General features: G+C 65.4%; 19 protein-coding genes. 3 read left to right on the plus strand and 16 right to left on the minus strand.

Annotated elements, in window-relative coordinates; genetic code table 11:
* Nucleotides 1–264: 264 nt before the first annotated feature.
* Nucleotides 265–1,323, minus strand: a complete 1,059-nt coding sequence (locus V1460_RS25270; protein ID WP_338675904.1) for a hypothetical protein — start codon at nucleotides 1,321–1,323, stop codon at nucleotides 265–267.
* A gap of 96 nt (nucleotides 1,324–1,419) precedes the next feature.
* A complete protein-coding gene (locus V1460_RS25275; protein WP_338675905.1) occupies nucleotides 1,420–2,361 on the minus strand; it encodes a hypothetical protein in 942 nt (313 codons plus the stop codon).
* 272 nt (nucleotides 2,362–2,633) lie between these two features.
* Between V1460_RS25275 and V1460_RS25280 the strand changes: the two genes are divergently transcribed.
* Nucleotides 2,634–3,104, plus strand: coding sequence for a LysM peptidoglycan-binding domain-containing protein (locus tag V1460_RS25280; protein ID WP_338675906.1), 471 nt, complete (start codon nucleotides 2,634–2,636; stop codon nucleotides 3,102–3,104).
* 84 nt (nucleotides 3,105–3,188) lie between these two features.
* On the opposite strand, the gene V1460_RS25285 is transcribed toward V1460_RS25280, so the two are convergent.
* From V1460_RS25285 to V1460_RS25300, 4 genes are all read right to left on the minus strand, one after another.
* On the minus strand, nucleotides 3,189–3,422 hold the full coding sequence (locus V1460_RS25285) for a hypothetical protein (protein ID WP_338675907.1): 234 nt from the start codon (nucleotides 3,420–3,422) through the stop codon (nucleotides 3,189–3,191).
* Nucleotides 3,419–3,730 (minus strand): hypothetical protein, encoded by a 312-nt coding sequence (locus V1460_RS25290; protein WP_338675908.1) that lies wholly within the window; start codon nucleotides 3,728–3,730, stop codon nucleotides 3,419–3,421. The genes V1460_RS25285 and V1460_RS25290 overlap by 4 nt, the downstream gene beginning before the upstream one ends.
* Nucleotides 3,731–3,995: 265 nt before the next feature.
* On the minus strand, nucleotides 3,996–4,514 hold the full coding sequence (locus V1460_RS25295; RefSeq protein ID WP_338675909.1) for a hypothetical protein: 519 nt from the start codon (nucleotides 4,512–4,514) through the stop codon (nucleotides 3,996–3,998).
* Nucleotides 4,515–5,524: 1,010 nt separating this feature from the next.
* Entirely contained in the window at nucleotides 5,525–5,725 is a 201-nt protein-coding gene (locus V1460_RS25300) for a hypothetical protein (RefSeq protein WP_338675910.1), read from the minus strand.
* A 115-nt stretch (nucleotides 5,726–5,840) separates the two neighbouring features.
* Between V1460_RS25300 and V1460_RS25305 the strand changes: the two genes are divergently transcribed.
* A complete protein-coding gene (locus V1460_RS25305; RefSeq protein WP_338675911.1) occupies nucleotides 5,841–6,902 on the plus strand; it encodes a LuxR C-terminal-related transcriptional regulator in 1,062 nt (353 codons plus the stop codon).
* Between the two features lie 387 nt (nucleotides 6,903–7,289).
* Here the strand turns inward: V1460_RS25305 and V1460_RS25310 are convergent, their stop codons facing one another.
* The 4 genes from V1460_RS25310 to V1460_RS25325 form a co-directional block, all read right to left on the minus strand.
* Nucleotides 7,290–7,589 carry a hypothetical protein gene (locus tag V1460_RS25310; RefSeq protein WP_338675912.1) on the minus strand — a complete coding sequence of 100 codons (300 nt, stop codon included), beginning with the start codon at nucleotides 7,587–7,589 and terminating at the stop codon, nucleotides 7,290–7,292.
* Nucleotides 7,590–7,853: 264 nt separating this feature from the next.
* A complete protein-coding gene (locus V1460_RS25315; RefSeq protein ID WP_338675913.1) occupies nucleotides 7,854–8,351 on the minus strand; it encodes a hypothetical protein in 498 nt (165 codons plus the stop codon).
* A 733-nt stretch (nucleotides 8,352–9,084) separates the two neighbouring features.
* Nucleotides 9,085–9,435, minus strand: coding sequence for a hypothetical protein (locus V1460_RS25320; protein WP_338675914.1), 351 nt, complete (start codon nucleotides 9,433–9,435; stop codon nucleotides 9,085–9,087).
* Between the two features lie 64 nt (nucleotides 9,436–9,499).
* The gene (locus tag V1460_RS25325) at nucleotides 9,500–11,353 is read right to left on the minus strand and encodes a DEAD/DEAH box helicase (protein WP_338675915.1); all 1,854 of its coding nucleotides are present in this window, start codon (nucleotides 11,351–11,353) and stop codon (nucleotides 9,500–9,502) included.
* Between the two features lie 340 nt (nucleotides 11,354–11,693).
* On the opposite strand from V1460_RS25325, the gene V1460_RS25330 reads away from it, so the two are divergent.
* Nucleotides 11,694–11,840, plus strand: a complete 147-nt coding sequence (locus V1460_RS25330; RefSeq protein ID WP_338675916.1) for a hypothetical protein — start codon at nucleotides 11,694–11,696, stop codon at nucleotides 11,838–11,840.
* 39 nt (nucleotides 11,841–11,879) lie between these two features.
* Here the strand turns inward: V1460_RS25330 and V1460_RS25335 are convergent, their stop codons facing one another.
* From V1460_RS25335 to V1460_RS25360, 6 genes are all read right to left on the minus strand, one after another.
* Nucleotides 11,880–12,797: a hypothetical protein gene (locus V1460_RS25335; RefSeq protein WP_338675917.1), complete on the minus strand. Its 918-nt coding sequence runs from the start codon at nucleotides 12,795–12,797 to the stop codon at nucleotides 11,880–11,882.
* Nucleotides 12,794–12,973 carry a hypothetical protein gene (locus tag V1460_RS25340; protein WP_338675918.1) on the minus strand — a complete coding sequence of 60 codons (180 nt, stop codon included), beginning with the start codon at nucleotides 12,971–12,973 and terminating at the stop codon, nucleotides 12,794–12,796. Before V1460_RS25340 ends, V1460_RS25335 begins: the two co-directional genes overlap by 4 nt.
* Before the next feature lie 19 nt (nucleotides 12,974–12,992).
* Nucleotides 12,993–13,346, minus strand: coding sequence for a VRR-NUC domain-containing protein (locus V1460_RS25345; protein WP_338675919.1), 354 nt, complete (start codon nucleotides 13,344–13,346; stop codon nucleotides 12,993–12,995).
* Nucleotides 13,346–13,747 carry a hypothetical protein gene (locus V1460_RS25350; protein ID WP_338675920.1) on the minus strand — a complete coding sequence of 134 codons (402 nt, stop codon included), beginning with the start codon at nucleotides 13,745–13,747 and terminating at the stop codon, nucleotides 13,346–13,348. Before V1460_RS25350 ends, V1460_RS25345 begins: the two co-directional genes overlap by 1 nt.
* Nucleotides 13,748–14,029: 282 nt before the next feature.
* Nucleotides 14,030–17,203, minus strand: coding sequence for a hypothetical protein (locus V1460_RS25355; RefSeq protein ID WP_338675921.1), 3,174 nt, complete (start codon nucleotides 17,201–17,203; stop codon nucleotides 14,030–14,032).
* Between the two features lie 66 nt (nucleotides 17,204–17,269).
* Nucleotides 17,270–17,503 (minus strand): hypothetical protein, encoded by a 234-nt coding sequence (locus tag V1460_RS25360; protein ID WP_338675922.1) that lies wholly within the window; start codon nucleotides 17,501–17,503, stop codon nucleotides 17,270–17,272.
* Between the last annotated feature and the right edge of the window lies 1 nt (nucleotide 17,504).

Raw genomic sequence — 17,504 nt, forward strand, 5'->3', positions numbered from 1 at the left:
TGATCTCGGCGTCGCCGAGGCTGCATAGGCCGTGGACGGTCCTGGCGCGGGCCGCGCCGTCGGAGCCTGGCGGAGACCTGCACCCCCGCCATTGGTGGCGATGGAGCTCCGCTGCACATCGCCACCCGATCGCGCTCCGCGCGATCCAGCACTGTCTCCCACCTGCGCTCGGCCCCGCCGCAGCACCTGTCACCCACCCCTCCCGCTGCCGGAGGCAGCAGATGAACCAGGAGCAGAAGCAGAAGCAGGAACAGGCACAGAGCGTCAGTTGGTCGACGAGGAACGGGCCTCGCGGTCGGCCACGAGCGCAGCCGCCCGGTCGAGGAGGAAGGGCCGGCCGTTGCGCCGCTCGCTGTGTTTGGGGCGCGCAGGGATGACATCGACCGCCGCCTTGTAGAGCAACCACGCGGTGTCGCCCGTCGAGTACTCGACGCCGAGGGCGCTGTAGGCGCGCAGTTGTGTCCGCATCCAGCCGTAGAGCGACGCGAGAACCGAGAACTCCCAGCGGGACATGTCGTGGTTGAAGTCGCCGGGATCCCGGAGCTGATGGCGTGCGCTGGCCAGGGTCTGCTCGACGATCACCTGCGAGTACGGGATGTCGGGCATGTCCTCGGCGGTGTCGACATCTGATGCCGAAGCACCGGAGCTCTCGATGGCGTTCACGGCCAGCTGTGCGTAGAGGTCCTCGATGGAGGCGAAAGCCAGCGCGCTAGTTGCTGTGTTGACGTGAGCGACGATGCGATCGGGCACCGGCTGGCGGGTGAAGGTCGACCAGTGGTCCAGGAGCAGCTCGTACCAGCCGTGTTCCTCACGCAGGACGCGCTTGCCGGCTGCCACGGGGAAGTCATGGAAGTTCTCCGGCAGCGGCATGACGAGATGGAAGCCCTGCCCGGACATCGACAGCTCCGAGTAGAGGACGCCCGGCAGCCGCAGCAGGTCTGTGGCCACGCCTGGCGGGCAGTCTGCCTCGATATCGAGGACGAGCAGCCCGTCAGTCTGGGCTTGGAGGTAGAAGGCGGTGTTCGCGGCGTCCGGTATCGCTGCGGTGAGTTCATCGAGGGTGAGCAGGCAGGTCTCATCCAGGGCGAAGGCTCCGCGTAGTGGGCCGACGTGCTTGCAGCTAGAGGTGCAGCCGGCGAGCAGGTGCCGTACGTCGATCGGGGCCTTGCGCTTCGGAGGCCTGGCTGGATCGTCAGGGGTCTCTTCCCCTATCCGTCCGGAGATGGTCCACCGACAGGCACTGGCGAGGGTACGGATCGCGGGGTTGCCGTAGAACTGCGGGAACCAGGCATGGGGGTCGGCTGGAGTCATCGTGGGACGCACGCTTTCGATCGGAGGCGTCAGGCGTGGAAGAAAAAGACAGGACCCCCGCACTGCACGGATGCGAGCACGGGGGGTCTCATCGATGGTCAGCGTGGATCAGCCCTGGTAGGTGATCCCCGCCTGCTGCGCCGGGCCGGAGCCGTTCCAGGGGCCGGTGGCCACGGGCGAGCCCACCGCCGAACCGGCGTCCTTGAGGGAGGCGTTCTCGGCCTCCAGGCGCGCGAGCTTCTGCTCCAGAGTCTCCTGCCGGGCAGAAGCCGGAGCAGGAGCTGCGGCCGCAACAGCAACCGGAGCCGGAGGGGCAGCGACGGGCGCAGCCACGGCGGTCGCCGGGGCCTGAGCCTGAACCGGAGACTGCGCGGTCACGGCCACAGGTGCGGACGCCGGCTGCGGGGCCGGGAAGGACAGGCCGTCTTCCACCTCGGTCGCCACGGGGACGGCGGCGGCAGGGGCAGGAGTGGCCCGAACGGGGCGCGGCGTGTCGTTGAGCACGATGCCACGCGCAGCCAGCTCAGCCTGGTCGATGCCGCCGGCATTGTAGTAGCGCGGCGCCTCGTGGACGATCACCTGTTCGAGGGCCAGGCCGCGGTTTTCGAAGTTCTTCGGCTTGTAGGTGCGCAGCACAAGCGTGACATCGAGGCCCTGCGCGAGCTCCTGGCCGGACTCGTCCTGGTCGTAGGTGCCGTCGCCCTTCGAAGAAGGGATCGCGATGACCGGCAGGGTACTGCCCTTGGAGTCGATGGAGTAGTTGGGTCCGGTTTCGGGATGCTTCGAAGAGTCGTAGCGGCGCTCGGAGACGAACTGCTCTTCGAGCGTGGGGTTGCTCGGATCGGCGAACTGGACCTCGGCGTGAATGATCGTCGCGGTGGTGTGCGGCTTGCCGACGGGGCTCATGCCGTTCTTCGTCTTACGCTGGTCGCTGGCAACGAGCTCCGCGCCTTCGATGAGGCGGGCGAGTACGGCGAAGCCGAGCTTCCCGCGGATGAAGACGTTCTTGCCCTCGGCGATCTTCCTGGCGGAGATGGAGTAGCTGGCCATGGTGATGCGGTTCCTTCGTTCGGTCTGGCGGTCAGTGACTCAGGGATCCATTGAGGGGGCTATCGGACAGGATTCGGACTGCCATTCAATCTCCCATTCTATCAACTTTGGTTCGACTATGAGTAGAATGCCAATGCCGGGCATGAATGGCTATACGTGCTATTCACAGAGGAGTGGGGAGAGGGATGGCGGCTACGATTCAGAGGCCAGTGGGGACGGCGTTGAAGCCGTCGGCGCAGACGAGAGCAGCTGCCGGGGGTCACGCCGGCCCGATGGGCTTCGGCAACGGGCCCGTCATCGCCGCCAGCGTCATGGTGGGCGGAGCGGCGCTCTTCACCGGATGGGGCCTGATGCAGCTCGCGACATCCGACGGCGGCTTCATCCAGGCACTGCAGGGCCATCACGCCCCGGTCGAGGCACCGGTGAATCCCGGCGAGAAGAACGCCGGAGACGGCAGCGCCCAGCAGTCGAGCGAGGGCGGCACGGGGAAGCAGCACGAGAACGGGGCGAGTCAGGATCCGACGCCGGGTCGCGGCGACGAGGACAAGCCCAACGGATCGGGCGCACCGGCCGAGGCGAAGCCAGCGCCGAAGGCAACGCCGTACACCATCAGGCCAGGCGATACGCTCACCGCGATCTCGGGGACGACGGGGGTGCCGATCGGCATCCTGGTCGAGACGAACAAGATCCAGAATCCGGATCTCATCTACGCGGGGGCCTCGCTGCTCATCCCGCCGGTGTGACGACCCGGCAGGGTGGCACTGCCGCCTACCGAGCCTGATTCGATGCCCTGAACGCCACGAGGCGGTCAGGGCATCGTCGTCTTCTCAGGCGGAGGACTCTGCTTCCCGGCGGGCCTGCACGTCCATCAGTCGCGTGCGCAGCTGCTGCAGCTGCTCGACCTCGTCGTTCATGGACCGGATGTCATCCGGCGCGTAGTCCTGCAGGTATTCGAGCTTGTACTCACTGAGCAGCTCGATCTTCGCATCGACGAGATCGAGCGCTGTGCCCAGATCGAGGACATCGTCCAGCGTGAGCCCGGAATCGGCGGAGGCGGTCATGCTTCGATCCTCGACGCTGGCACCGAGTCGCTGCTCGAGGTCGGGGGATGGTTCTGGATGTCCAGCCAGCGGTTCATCGCTTCATCCTGGTCGGCGATGCCGTCTGCTTCTTTGTGCAGGGCCAGAAGCGTGACCCACCCGGTGGGGACGAGGGTCGCGATCTCGAACTCGGCCGGGTCCAGACTCTGGACGACGCGGTAGAGTCTTTCCTCAGGGGCCTGCCAGATCGTGGTCTCGCCGCGGTGGACGCCGACACGACTGCTGTGGAACTTGACCGTGAGGCCCTCCATACTCAGCGGTTTACTCATGGTTGCTGCTCCTGGACGTCGAAGGTGCCGAAGACGAACTGCGTGGCCCCGTAGGGCTCACCGCGAGGCGTCACCCGGGACCGGCGTGAGCCGGTCCACGGCATGTCTCCCCGCAAAGCGCTCGGCCCGGGTTCGACGCCCGGATCAGCGCAGCTGATCCCCTCCCCCTGTTGCGAGAATGCGGCACTGTAACGGCGTCAGAGATCAGACGACCCCGCCGGCAGTCTGGCCGACGGGGTCGTCTGAGGCGCGAGGCCGTGGTCTCTCACGCCGCATCAGTGTCATCGGACTCACCCCGGCCAAACAGAAATCCGCGGACCTCGCCGTTCTTCATCATGTCCTGCAGATGTGCCAGGAACACCGCGCGCTGCGTGGACCGGCGATCGACCAAGGGCTCGTACTCGCGCAGTACCTTCATGTTGACGACCCAGCCGTTCTCACGGGAGATGGCCTGCTTAAGCGGGGAGTCGGGTATGACGTCCATGCCGGTGAAGTCGTGGTCAAACTCCGGCGCGATGTCCAGGTGTTGATGCGGCTCGTCGATGTAGAGCGTGTCGACGCCGACCTGCTGGCCGGCCTTGTCGAATGCCACGAGAGACACACGGTCTGCCCTGCGGGTGTTGTCGACGTGGACCGCTGCAATATTCGTGTCACCGATGAAGCTCGTCTGCTCGAACCGCTCGTACACGCGAGCACGAGCGTCATGGCACCACATGATGCGCCGGGCTTCGTCGAAGCCCTTGAACTCATCAGAGTTGGACGCTTCTGGGTGAGGTTGGATCATCAGTGCGCTCCTTCATATGCGAGACCCGGGAGGTTTGCGGTACACGGGGCGTTTTGGCCACACCGCCTACCTCGAAGCTGCGAGCCTCAACTACTCTTCACTGCGGCGCACGGCAAGAGCAGGAGCCGGGATCTCGCATCGCCCCTGCCACACGTCGCTCACCAGGGGAGTAAACGGTCTCCCCCGCTGGAAGGCCTTCACGGGCCAGGTAGTTCGTGACCAGCTCAAACGACGCCGACGAGCGCTGGCGGCTGCAAGCCGCCAGACTCTCCTGTGTCGCGGCTCTCAATGCAGATCGGTCCTGCTATACGAATCAGCGTTGCCTGGAGTCCGCAAATGCGTGCTGGCAGAGCAATGTGCCGTTCCGTCGGACTTGTCAGGCGCCTCACGTTCATGAGCCTGGCCCCGATGCACCAGGGACCTGTGCAGGCACGCGACGTGGAGTTGCGAAGCATACGGGGCGTCGCCATGAATCGGGTCTTCCGTGAAGTGCACTAGAAGAACTCGAGTTGACCCGCCTAGTCGCTAGTCTTGACTTCACCTTCGCTTCTTCCCCCTGTCTCGGTGCAGCATCTGATCTGAATGCGCAAACTACAGGTCACGCGGCGCGCTCTGACCTCCCAGTTCGCTGGCAGCGTCAAGGTGCACTCCACCCGTTGCAGTGCTCGGGGCCACCCTGGGGCTGGCATAACCACAACACGCCGCCCCGTCACCCCTGCGGTAGGTCGACTGCTGCACTGGTGGTACAGACTCAAGCGGGTCGTAGGGACGAACTCTCTCCGTCGGAGGACACAGCTGTGCTCGTTTCGTAGCGGCGGATGAAATGGATTCTTCAATCCCGTCCCGCCAAGACTTGCGTGCGGCGCATCCGGGCGTGCGCGGTCAACGCCGTGAACCCTCCAGAAGAGAGGTGCGGGCGTTGCAGCATGGCCGTGCGGTGCTTGCGATGTAGCGAGACGTGCCGTGGACGGAAGCTCTAGCACGCCCACGGCGTTGACCCCGCGGGACGATCAGCCCCAGTCAGGCTCTTCGGTCGTCGCCGACTCGGTCAGCATCGCCGCGATCGGCGCACCCCAGTCCGGCTCCGCGGATACCACCGACTGCGGGCTGTGCTCCGCGGCGTGTACGACCACCTCCGATCCCACCGCCAAGGCGGCAAGGGCAGCGGCGCCGACAAGCCTGGGTATCACCCTGCTCATCATGGTTCGCATGATGCAATCTCCTTCGGTTGAGTCACTCTGTACACAGCATGCACTGACGCTCTGTCCTGCCCGCTCATTCTCCATGGCTTCATCAACTCACGGAGAGTTAGGCTCCCGTATCAGCTTGGCGATCGCAAGGAATCAAGGACGCCCATCGGCGCATTGCGCAAGTGGGCAGGGGGGGACCGTGAACGAAAGCCGCGAAACGACGCACGAGGTCGAAAGCCTCAGCCTCTCCGATGAAGACGTGCAGCTCTACTGGCAGATTCGACGCGCAGACGACGGAGTGCGGGCGGACGACCCTCGGCTGGAAACCCTTCGAAGGGTCGGCATCGTCTTCACCGAACCACTCACCGGGAGACCCAGCGCAAGGCACCTGCGGCAGGTCGAGCGCGAGCTGCTTGGCCGGGAACTTGACGAACTCGAGGAACGACTTCGTCACCTCAGGCAGATCCCCCAGTTGCTGGACACCTTGGACCCGACCGCCGTCAATGCCCCGGCCACCACGAGCGGCATTGAGATCGTCACCGGCACCGCCGCTGCCCACCACGTCCTCCACGCCGCGATCGAGAACTCCACCGAAGTCTGGTCGTCCCAAACCCAACCGAGGCACGCAGAACGAATGGCTGCATCGACCGTCAGAGACGTCGCGATCCTGGAGAAGAACCGAGGGACCGTCCGCTACCGCAACTTGTATCCGACGGGTGCCCGGACCCGTGATCCTGAGACTGCCTACGCAAGGGCGACAGCCGAGACCGGATTCTCCGAGAGCAGGACGGCTTCCCGTCGGTTCCCTCGCATGATCGTCACCGACACACTGGGAATGATCTCCGACCGCCGCGTGGGCGAGGGCAGCGGGGAGCCCGCCATCGTCATCCGTGACCCGGCACTGCTCGCGTGGCTGAGGGACGAGTTCGAGCTGCACTGGGAAGGCTCGGACCGCTGGTTCCCCGTGCCGGCAGGCGCCCCCACCGATCGTGAACTCATCGAACGTGACATCCTACAGATGCTCTGTGAGGGCCACACCCGTGACGCCATCTCCCGGACGCTCGAAATCAGCAGGCGCACCTACTCCACCTACATGACAGATCTTCGCAACCGTTTCCAGGCGAAAACGAATGAGCAGCTGACGTACGAACTCGGGCGTCAGCGCGGCCCGTATGGCGTCCCACATCAGTCACCGTGAGACCGTTACATGAAGTTGCACCTCCAGGACTTCTCGCTACTTTCCGCTATCTATGCAGCTCAGGTCGTATGCAACACCGCTCGGCGACCCATTCGGGGGGTGTACTCGGGGCAGTTTTGGCTGCCGTTCTGCTGGAAGAATCGGCCGGACTTGATGCAGCACCATGCGCGCCCGGGAATGGTGACGTCGCAGCCATCTTGCGAGCAGCGTTCGACGACTGATCGCTGGTTTCCGCGTCGACGGTCTTCGAACTACCCATCGCGGTCACTGAGGTTGTCAGTGGCACCGACGCGGCCGAACTGGTCTGCCCAGACCTGGCGAGCGGCCCCGAGAGCTATGCACTCGGCTTCGAGCTTGCGGTCCAGTCAGGCGGTGGCGGGTTCGGTATCAGGCACCGGCGTTCTCCGTGATCGGGTCCTCGGTGCGCGCCAGTTCGTCCTCCTGGTCGGACTCGGCCATCAGGTGCCGCATCGCGTTGCAGAGGTTCTCAGCGGTGACGGCGCCTTCGGTGAAGCTGCCGCCGATGCCGGTGACGAGCAGGGTCTTGATGTGGTCGGCGACGAGGCCTCGGATCTCCGCGCGGCCCTCGGCGTCGGCCGCCACGTACTGGGCCCGTCCGATCCAGTCATTGCCGTCCGGCGATGTGAGGTGGCGGGCGATCTCTTCGCTGCTCAGGTCCTGACTCATGCAGTTGTCCTCTTCTTGTCGTCATCGTCTTGTCGTCATCGCGCCGCCCGGGCCAGGGCAGCACACCCCTCTGCGTAGGCGCCTCGTGCGTTGTGGGGCGTCAGCCCGTCACCCGATCAGTGGTCGCTCTGAAAGAGCTTGCTCTTTCCCAGCCTCTGAAGGCAGGCCGGAACCCGGGGCGATTCAGTCCTCTATTTCTGCGTGGACCAGGGCCTCGAGGTACTCCTCCAGCTCCCGCTGGGACATCTTGCGGGGTCCGTCGAGTCAGCTACCGGAGTCTCCCTCGGCGACACGGCTCTTGCGGGCCGAGAGCCGGCGGATGCTAGCGGCGATACGGTTGTGTTCTCGAAGACTGTCGCTCGCTTTGGCACGGTGATACTCAGCCTGTCGGTTGTGGTCCCCGATCGACTTCTCAAGTCGGGTGAGCTCGCAGCGGAGGCTGTGCTCTCTGTCGCCCCAGTAGATCTCACGCAGGGCGGCCGTCAGTTCGGATTGGTGCATCATCAGCCACGCACCGGGGACCTGGGCTTGCACGTGGGACAGCATTCCGCGCTGGAGCTGGAGCAAGATCCCGCCGTCGCCTTTCGTGGACGGTCGCGCGAAGGCGACGCGCGGCGTGCCGAGGAACGGCTTGAGCCGCTGGGGCACCGTCTCAGCGGGGAACTTCGCGAGCACACGTGAGATCAGGCCCACCATGTCGTCGAGTTCGGCGAACAGTTGGATCGTGGCGTCGACGATCTCTGTGGTCTTGTTGTGCTTCATCACTCCTGGTCCTTGAAGATCGGGTCCTGCTCGGGGAACCGGGACACGGCCGTCCCGCTCCGATTGGCCTCCCCCTCATGACGTAGAGGAAGGCGCTGCCCTTGACGCAGAGGATGGAGGCGCACTGTTCCTTCGTGTCCATGGCCAGACCCGTCGTCAGGGCGCGCTCGTGAGAGGCCGTCAGGGGTCTGGTTAGAGGCCGATACGTGTCCCGGCTGGTGCATTGACGGGTCTCATCGGTGTCTTGCTCGGGGCTTCGGCGATCAACGTCGTTGTCGAGTCCGGCCGGTGGCAGCAAAGCGTTTCCTCGGGGACACCACCGGAACCCGGGGATGCCCATGAACGTGAACGCCGACGCATCAAGGGGGAACGGGCGGGACATACGAACGCCCGGCCCGTTCCGGTGTCGATCCCGCACCCGGGTCGGCTATGCCGACCCAGACCCCCGAGGCCAGCGCCGGTAGGGCGCGAAGCCGAGGGGGGGCACGCTGTTACCCCTCGGAACGTGACGCGAAGTGCTTGTTCCACCGGAGGGCGGTGATCTTCTTCATGGGGGAGTCCTCTTCTCGATCATGCGTGTTCAGTGAGCGGTCGCCGCAGTGACCGCCCGGCTGTGGGTTCACAACCGGGCGGTCGTCGGATGGGTACGGGTTATCCGGTAAAGCGCAGCGGGGTACGGGGACGGCCCCGGGCCGGGACGGGTGTCCGGGCGCGGGGCCGTGGGCGGAGCTGTTCAGTGGATCGAAGCGACTGAGGGGTATGCCTTGAGGTCTCGTGTGAGTGCCGCAGCAGTGACGAGGTCCGCCGGGCGGCGGTTCGTGATCCCTACGTGAAGCACCACCTTCGGGGGCTCGTGTTGGGCGGTCGATACGTGGTAGCGCCTGCTTCGCACCTGGAAGTGGTAGCTGCCGAGGCAGATCACATCGCTGTCCTGCGGTAGCGGTGCTCCGAGGAGATCGAGCTCGAAGGTTACGTAGGTCGGGTCCTCCGGCTCCTGTTCGCCACGCAGCCGAACGACGACGCGTACAACGTCCACGGTGTGCTCCTGGTCACGGGTGCTGGTGGTACTCGGGGGCTGGGGCATGTCGGTCCCTTCGGATGCGGGGTGGGGGCCGCCGGGAGCGGGGCCGTCGTCGGATGGGTGTGGGTTAGACCCGCTCGGAAGCCCAGAGGTCCTTGAGGTCCTCTCGGATCTCTTCTTCCAGGGCGGCGAGAAGCGCCTGCTCGGCGTTGAAGTCCCCGGAGACGGCCTCGATGAGGTCGTCCTGGACCTGCTGCTTGCCTGCGAGCACCGAGGGCATCCGCTCGTCCTGCGTGCCCTTGGCGATGAGCCGGTGGATGGTCACCGGCTTCGTCTGGCCCGTGCGGAAGAGCCGGCCGTTGGTCTGGAGGTAGTGCTCGAGCGAGAACGGCAGCGTGTACCAGATCAGCGTCGAGCCGCCGTGCTGCAGGTTCAGGCCGTGCCCCGCGGCGGCAGGGTGGAGCAGCATCACCTGGATCTGCTTGGCATTCCACCGGCGGACCATGTCGCGCGAGCCGTCGAAGGCCTGCGCGTCGGTGCCGACCCTCCGGAGCCGCGTGAGCAGCTGCTCCTTGTCGGACTTGAAGTGATAGGCGATGAGCACGGGCTCGCCGCCGTTGTTCCGCACCAGATACTCGGTCATCTCGATCTTCTTGTCGTGGATGACCTCGTACCGGCCCTTCGTGGCCGGGTCGTCAGGATCCGCGGTGTAGAGCGTGCCCGAGGCGAACTGCATCAGCTTGCTGGTGAGCACTGCCTGGTTCGCGGCAACGATCGACTCGACGCTCTGCGTCAGCTTCCCATCGTCGGTGTAGGTCTGCACGATGTCCAGGACCAGGTCGCGCTTGAAGTCCTTGTAGGCCTGGAGCAGGTACGGCGGGAGCGTGACGTTGACGTCCTGGATGGTGAGCGCCGGGAGCTGCAGGTTCGTGTTCTGCGCGCTCATCACCAGGTGCGAAATGGCGTGATGGATCTCAGCCTCGGCGTTCGCCGTGGGGATCCACTTCGCCGGCGTCGTGGTGCCGGGCACCATCTTAGGCGTGAACCAGCGGTCGCGGTACGCGGTGATGTTCTGACCCAGCGTCTGCCCTTGGTCGAGCAGGTAGACCTGGCTCCACAAGTCGTGGAGACCGTTGGGGCTGGGCGTTCCCGTCATCTCGATTACTCGGTTCATCGCCGGCCGTACCGTTGCCAGAGCCAGGAAGCGCTGCGAGTCATGCGACTTGAACCCCTGGGACTCGTCGATGATGACCGTCTGGAAGGGCCAGATGACGGTGTTCTGGCCATTGATGTTCTGGACCGGCATCTGGTCGACCAGACCGAAGCGGCACTGAGTGCAGCCTGCGCCGGAGCAGGTTCGGCAGTCATAGGCTTCCCACGTCACCAGGGTCGACTTAAGCAACTCCTGGATCCAGGCACGGATCTTGACCTTGGCGGGTACCCGGTTGTTGGCGTTGCCGGCGACCAGAGCACGGTACTCGTCGATCACCTCGTCTCGGTCCAGCGGCCCCCGCGCCTGGAGCAGACCCAGGATCGCTGTCGCCTCCGGTGAGATGGTCGGGACAGCCGCTGCGCCCGGCACCGGCGTGATCAGCTTCGTCTCCTGGGGTTGCTGAGTCAGCAGCTCCTGGTTGATGAAGTACATCGTCGGCGGATCGGTGGCGACCTCCCGGAAGCGCTTCAGTCGTTTGTCCTTGGAGAGCTTCCTGTCGTTCTCGTCGACGATGAGCGACTTCGTCCGAATGGGGAAGCCCCACTTCTCGATCTCGTCGATCCAGGTGGAGCGGGCGATCGCCACAGGCGCGACGACGAGGATGTGGCCTATTGGGCGGACCGTCTGCAGGACGCTGAGGGTCGTGAGCGTCTTGCCGGCCCCCACGCCGAGCCAAGCACCGGCGAAGGGATGGTCAACGAGAAAGTCGTGGATCTGCTGCTGATGCGGCATCAGCGAGATCGGGGACGGAGCAGTAGCCGTAGTCATGTCGCTGGTCATCCCTTCTCTTCGGGTAGGTGGTCAGACGCCCCATGTCGTGTGAGGTCAAGCAACATGCAGGTGCGCGTGGTGCGACCAAGCGGTCGCTTTGTCGTATAGCGTTCGGGTCTGGAGGCCGCCGGGGCAGTCCGCACGCAAGGCTGCGCAATGTTGGAAGGTGTGGGTGCGTTCCCGGATCAAGGTCCGACAGGCGCGGGCGACGACCTTGCTGGTCCGGTCATGCGTCCGGTCGCAACTGGCCACGGTCGATACGGACCACGTCGAGCAAGCGTGAGCGCGACAATTTCGTCGCTCTGGTGTTCCGAGGAAAGGCATACCGCTCTTTGAAATGGGGTCACCCGCCGGGGACTGTCTCAACGACCTGGAGAAGGGGCCCGGTGACGATCCACTCAGCCGGATCGGGGTGCCCGTCGGCGGTGGCGAGGAGCTGCAGGGTGCGGGCCAGGCCGTCGCCCGGGGATTCGTGGCCGAGTAGCGGCTCAGGTCTCCGCTGGCACCACATGCAGGGCAGGGGCTAGCAGACGCGCGGCGGCGGTTGCTGATCCTCTGTGACGATGCTGTTTCCCTCGATCTGCTGTGCGGCCTTGATGGCGTTGGCGATCCACCAGCGGTGCTGGCTGACCTGCATGGTCTGGTCAGTGGGAATGTTGTGCTGGTCGGCGATGCTCCACAGGGCCTGGCCGCCGGCACAGTCGACGTCGTTGTGGACATGGTCGGAGTCGGGGTTTTCGCAGTTCCAGCCGACGAGGACGGCCCAGAGCAGGGCGTCCAGCTTGTCGGCGGCCCAGTCGCGGGAGTCAAGGGTGATGCGGGTGCGGAGGTTTTCGAGGGCGGTCTTCGCTCCGAGGAGGGCGGGCACTGAGAGGCTATAACCCACGGAGCAGGCGCGGGCCAGGCTGCGGAGCTCGGGCACGTCGGCTTCGGCGTCCCAGAGCCGGTCGTACAACTCTGCGAGGGACTCCTCGGTGTGTTCGGCCAAGGGGAGTCGGTGTTCGGGGTCGGTGACGGGCGGGGCGGCCGGCAGCGCACCGCTTTCGGTGAGGAGGTGCTGCTCCCATAGGACTGCGAGGAGACGGTGCCAGCGCTGCGGGACGGGGGACCAGCCGCACGGGCAGGCCACGGACCAACGGCCGGACGGCAGTTTGAGGCGGCGCGGCCAGTGGCTGATGACGAGGTCCTTGTGGTCGGGGCAGATGTGGCCGCCCGCGGGGAAGATGCTGCCCGCGCCGAGCGTGCACCAGCCTTCCCCCGACCACTCAGGGCGCATGGGCGAGCCGGCCATCGTCGCCATGGCGTCGAATTGGCGCAGACACCCGGGCACCAGGCAGGTGCGGAGCACTGGGGTGTTCGTGAGGGAGTCAATGTGGGCATATAGGGCGTCGAGCTGGTTTTCCGTCAGGTCGGCCAGTGGGACGCGCTCTTCACGGATCACGGGCAGGTCTCCTCCGTGGCGATGTACAGGTACCCGGTGTTGGTCGGACGGAGCCGGTCGAGGTGGATGCGGGTGCGGGTGCGACGGCCAGGCTGGGCCAGGGCGTAATCCCGGCCGATGACCAGCTCGACGGTGGCGTGTGTCTCGTCGAGCTGGTCATCGGCCGAATGGCGCAAGCGGAATATCAACCTGGTCTCACGCAGTGCCGGTTGGCTCCGGCCGGCCGCCTCTGGACCATGGTGCTGATATCCGCTGATCGGATGGGGACTCAAAGAGGTACGCGATGAACGCGTCGACGCTCGGCTTGTCGTCGACTACGTGGACCTCGGCCCCGTGGCGGCGCAGCTTCGCGTGCGTGAGCTGTTGCAGCTTCCGCAGTCGGCCGCCGGGGCGCTTGACCTCGACGAACACGGTGCTGCTGGGGGCAACGACGATCCGGTCGGGTACTCCCCTGCGGGCCGGTGAGACGAATTTCAGGCACAGGAAGCCGTGCGCCCGGCACTGGCTGAGGAGGTAGTCCTCGATGGTCCTCTCGCGCGTGCGAGGCATCAGCGCCGCGCCGTCTCGTCCGAGGGGACCGTCGGCACGCCGTACTTCAGCTCACCAGGCTCTACGAGCCGGAAGCCCGTGGAATGCCTGTGCATCTGGGAGACGCTGAGGACGGAGCGCTTCGTGCCGTAGTGGTCCCGGACCTGGGCCTCTCCGTCCGCGACGGACTCGATGACGACGTGGCGGTTGCTCTGCCGGGTGTGGAGGCGCTCCCAGATCTGCCCCCGGCGAACCAGGATTCCCTCGCGGGTCGTGTTCTTCTCCTGCTGAACCTGGGCGTCATCACCCTGGGCTGAGGTGCTGGTGGGCACAGCAGCGGGCACGAACTTCTTCAGGGGCGATTCGACTTCGGCCGTCAGACGTCGGATCTGACCGTCCTTGCCGAGTTCTTCGTACGCCATTATTTCTCCTTGTTTTTGGATCGCCAACCGGCAACCCAGTCAGGAACATGTACGGGGCACCACACGTCACCGTTTCGCTGGAAAAACCATCCAAGATTCTGGGCTCTTTGGTTGTCCCATCGGCTACCCACCATGAAGGACTGTCGACATTGCTTGAAGTTGCATTCTTTCTTCACGGTATAGGCGCTCATCGCCCCTCAACTCGCTTTATTCGACGCATCAAACTCACCTTCAATTCCAATTAGAACTCGAAATGAATGACTTGGGTGATGCAGGCGCTGATCATGCAGCGTTCTTCCAGTTCTTGGTGAACGTCTCGTCGAGCATCCGGGTGTAGATGTCGAGATCGAGCGCCCCGATGAGCTGCTCGATTCGGGCGGCCGGTAGCACACGGAGGTCGTCGTTGACGACGATCACCGACCAGTGCGGGTCGATGCCGTTGATCCGGCGGATCACGACGTCCTGGTCATCGGGCAGCAGGGTGAGACCGTCGGAGGTGCTGGCCTCGCTGCGGTTCTTCGCCCACCCGTGGTGGCGCAGGATCTCCAGCGCGATCGGGTCACGTCGCACCCCTGCGCTGCCGGACTCGCGCCGTTTGCTCTGGCTGGCCGGGTTCACCTTCCATGCGCCGGCGTTGTGCAGGCTCACGGCACCATCGGTGCCGTCGTGGACGATGAAGACCCGGTTGACCATCTGCAGGGCCCGCGGGTTCACCAACCGCACGTCGGCCTCCTCGGTGTCGTCACGATCGGGCCCGACGCCGACCGGGTCGGCGGCGAACGGGTAGGTGATTGATCCGCGCGAGGCGGCGAGGACGTTCTGGAACAGCAGCAGCGTCCGCACGGGATCGGCCGGGTCGATCGCCTCCTCGATCATCTTCCGGCCCAGCACGGGATCGAACGGCTCGGCGAGAGCCTCTTCTCCCCTGCTGGCGACGGTCTGCAGGTAGCGGGCCAGGGCGAAGTCGATCACGGCCGGGTGGGCCAGCGACTTCGTCGGGGTAGGACCCGCGTGGCAGGCCAGTGTCCCGCCGGAGGCGGTGATGATCGGGCTGTCGGCGACGCTCCGGTCGTCACTGGGTGACTCCAGCTCGAGCCGGTTGTTCGAGTCTTTGCTGATGAGGAACATCAGCTCCGGTTCGATGTCGATGCCGATGGCGGCCTGCTGCTCGGTGAGCACCCGGTTGTTGGTCGTCTCGTCGAAGCCGTTCTCGTCGCCGACGACGGAGTAGAGGCCGTCGGTGTTCGTCGAGATGATCCGGGCGCCCGCCAGCGTCTGGGCCTGCCCGATCCGCCAGCTGAACAGCTGGCCGATGATCCGCATCGAGATGGTGCGGTTGTTCATCCTGATCGGGGTCCGGTGCGCGGCGTCAGCAGCTCCAGAGGCCGAGTTGAGGATCAGCTTCGTACCGTTGCGCAGGGTCGTGAGCCGGGCCTTTTCCTCGGCGGAGATCCCCGACTTCTTCATTTCGAAGCCCAAGCGCTCCTTCTCGAAGAAGATCGTCGTGTAGCGGTCCTCGCCCAGCTCGGGGTTGTAGAACGCCCTCATGTTGCGCAGCAGGTTCGGGTAGTAGCTCGTGAAGTCCTCGTGGATGACGAGGCCTGCCGAGGTCCGTGCGAACTTCGGGTGCAGCTTGGTGGATTTGTCGGCCTTTGCAGTGAACAGCGTGGGGGCCTTCCTCGCCGGTTCATCGCGATAGACGGCCTTGGCTGCCGAGGTGATGGCCAGGACGACCTTGCCGTCGAGCACGGTCCCGTCGGCCAGGCGCACGTGCATCGCCTCGGTGTCCGGGCGCTGAGTGTCCAGCAGCTCTGCTGGATCCGGTACTTGGGCCTGCGCACGCGCGAGCTGCTCGGCCTGGTCCGGGTCGTCCTTCTTCGGCTTGCGGTACTTCACCCTTTTCGGGTCCGAGCCCCGCAGCACGAGTCGTTTGTCGACGGCTGTGCCGTCGGGCAGCGCGAGCAGGTTGTGCTGGCGCTTGGCCTCGGCGACGAAGTCCTTCGCGTCCGGGTAGAAGAGCTTGGCGAGGCCGATCATGGCTGCCTGTTCTCGATGCTCGGAGGAGTCGGCGTCGAAGACTGTCATGTCTGCCTCGGCTCCGTGGATGCCGCCTGTGCTGAACGTGGCGAAGCACGACGACGGAGAGGCGTCAGGGTGGAAGTAGGGCACGTTGTTCGGTGTCTTCGGCAGCTCGCGCAAGGACTTGGCCGGGAGGCCGAACAGGTCGCGGTACTCCTCGGAGTCGTTGAAGTTCTGTCCCTCGATCGAGCGGTAGTAATTCACGACCTGCATGAACTGGCGGTGGGCCTTCGCCTGTGCCGGCGTCGCGGCTGGGTCCTTGGCAGGGTCGGGCGCCACGTTGTCCTCGAAGAAGCGCACGCACTCGTCGAGCACGTTCACCTGGGAGATGCCCTGCTCGTGGGCCACCTCCTTGGCGGGATAGAGGAACGACACGGCCTCGATGTCGTTCAGCGAGGTGTACGGCGCGAGGATGCGGCTGACGAACTTCGCCGAGGACGAGTCGATGGTCAGGCGGTCCCGGCGCACCGAGCCGTTCTTGGCGTAGACGGTCTCGGAGTACTGCGCCAGCAGGCTGGCCTTGAGGTCGAAGTTGCTGGCGTAGGCCGGGTGCTGGAAGAGCTGTGCCAGGCCCAGGCAGTCGGAGACGTTGTAGGCCAGCAACTCGTAGAGGTCTTCGATAGCGGCGATCGAGGTGTCGTGGCTGAGCTTTTCGGACTCCTTGATCTGGCGGCCGAGTATCCCGAGCAGGCGCTTGAGGCTCACCTTGGTCTGCAGCTCGTTGAGACGGGCGACGTCCAGGTGCCGGCCCGAGTGCATCATGGCGCGGCGAATCTTGGCGGCCGGGCCGTTCCAGCCGAGGTAGCCGGGCATGTAATCGGTGTGCTCGTTGAACAGCTTGTCGTTGTGCTCGCGCATCTCGCGTGCGGTGGTCGGCTGGACAAGACGACCGGAGTGCGGAGCCGGGAAGGTCTCCATCAGGTACAGCGCGAGCATGGTCATGTCGTAGTTCAGCGAGTTGTACCCGGCCAGGAACGGGTGCTTCAGCGGGTCGTACTCGGGATCCGTGTCGCAGACCGGGCGCAGGTTCGCCGGATAGGACGCGACCTCGCCGCGGTCGTTGACCTGGTCCGCGTTCGAGAGGCCCATCAACTCGGCGAGGCGGAGGTTGCCCCGCTCGCCGCGCAGGTTCCACAGCTGGACGCTCACCGCGGGCAGGCCCGGATTGGAGCGCACCACGGCTTCATAGAGTGCCTGCGGGTCCACGGCGTCGGAGAGCTGCTGCTTGTCGGCGAGGAAGAAGATCTCCAGGTCGTCGACGGCTCTGCCGGGCCGCGGGGTGTAGGCGCACAGGGTGAAGACGTCCGGCAACGACTCGATGTCGTAGAAGGTGAAGCGTGCCTTCGAGGCCGTGACGGATGTTCGCTGTGTGGTCATGGTGGAGATCTCCTTTCGTCGGTCCGACCATCACGGCCGGTGTCTGGGGAGGAGGCGCGCGTGGTCTCAGACGGAGTCATGGGGAGAGCACCTGCGTGGGGCAGACATGCGCCGGGAGGCTTCACTTATGAGCCGGGCTTTCTCCGCGGGGTCCGTCGTGATCTGCGAGCGGACGATGAGGTTGGTGATCCGCTGCTCGCACCCGACGTCGGACATCGCCGTGATCAGGCGGCTCTGACGGCGGGCGAGTTCGCGTACGGCCTGGGTGAGTTCGCCGAGTGCGCGGGCAGTTTTAGCCATG

This window comes from Streptomyces sp. SCSIO 30461 (assembly GCF_037023745.1).
Taxonomy (GTDB): Bacteria; Actinomycetota; Actinomycetes; order Streptomycetales; family Streptomycetaceae; genus Streptomyces.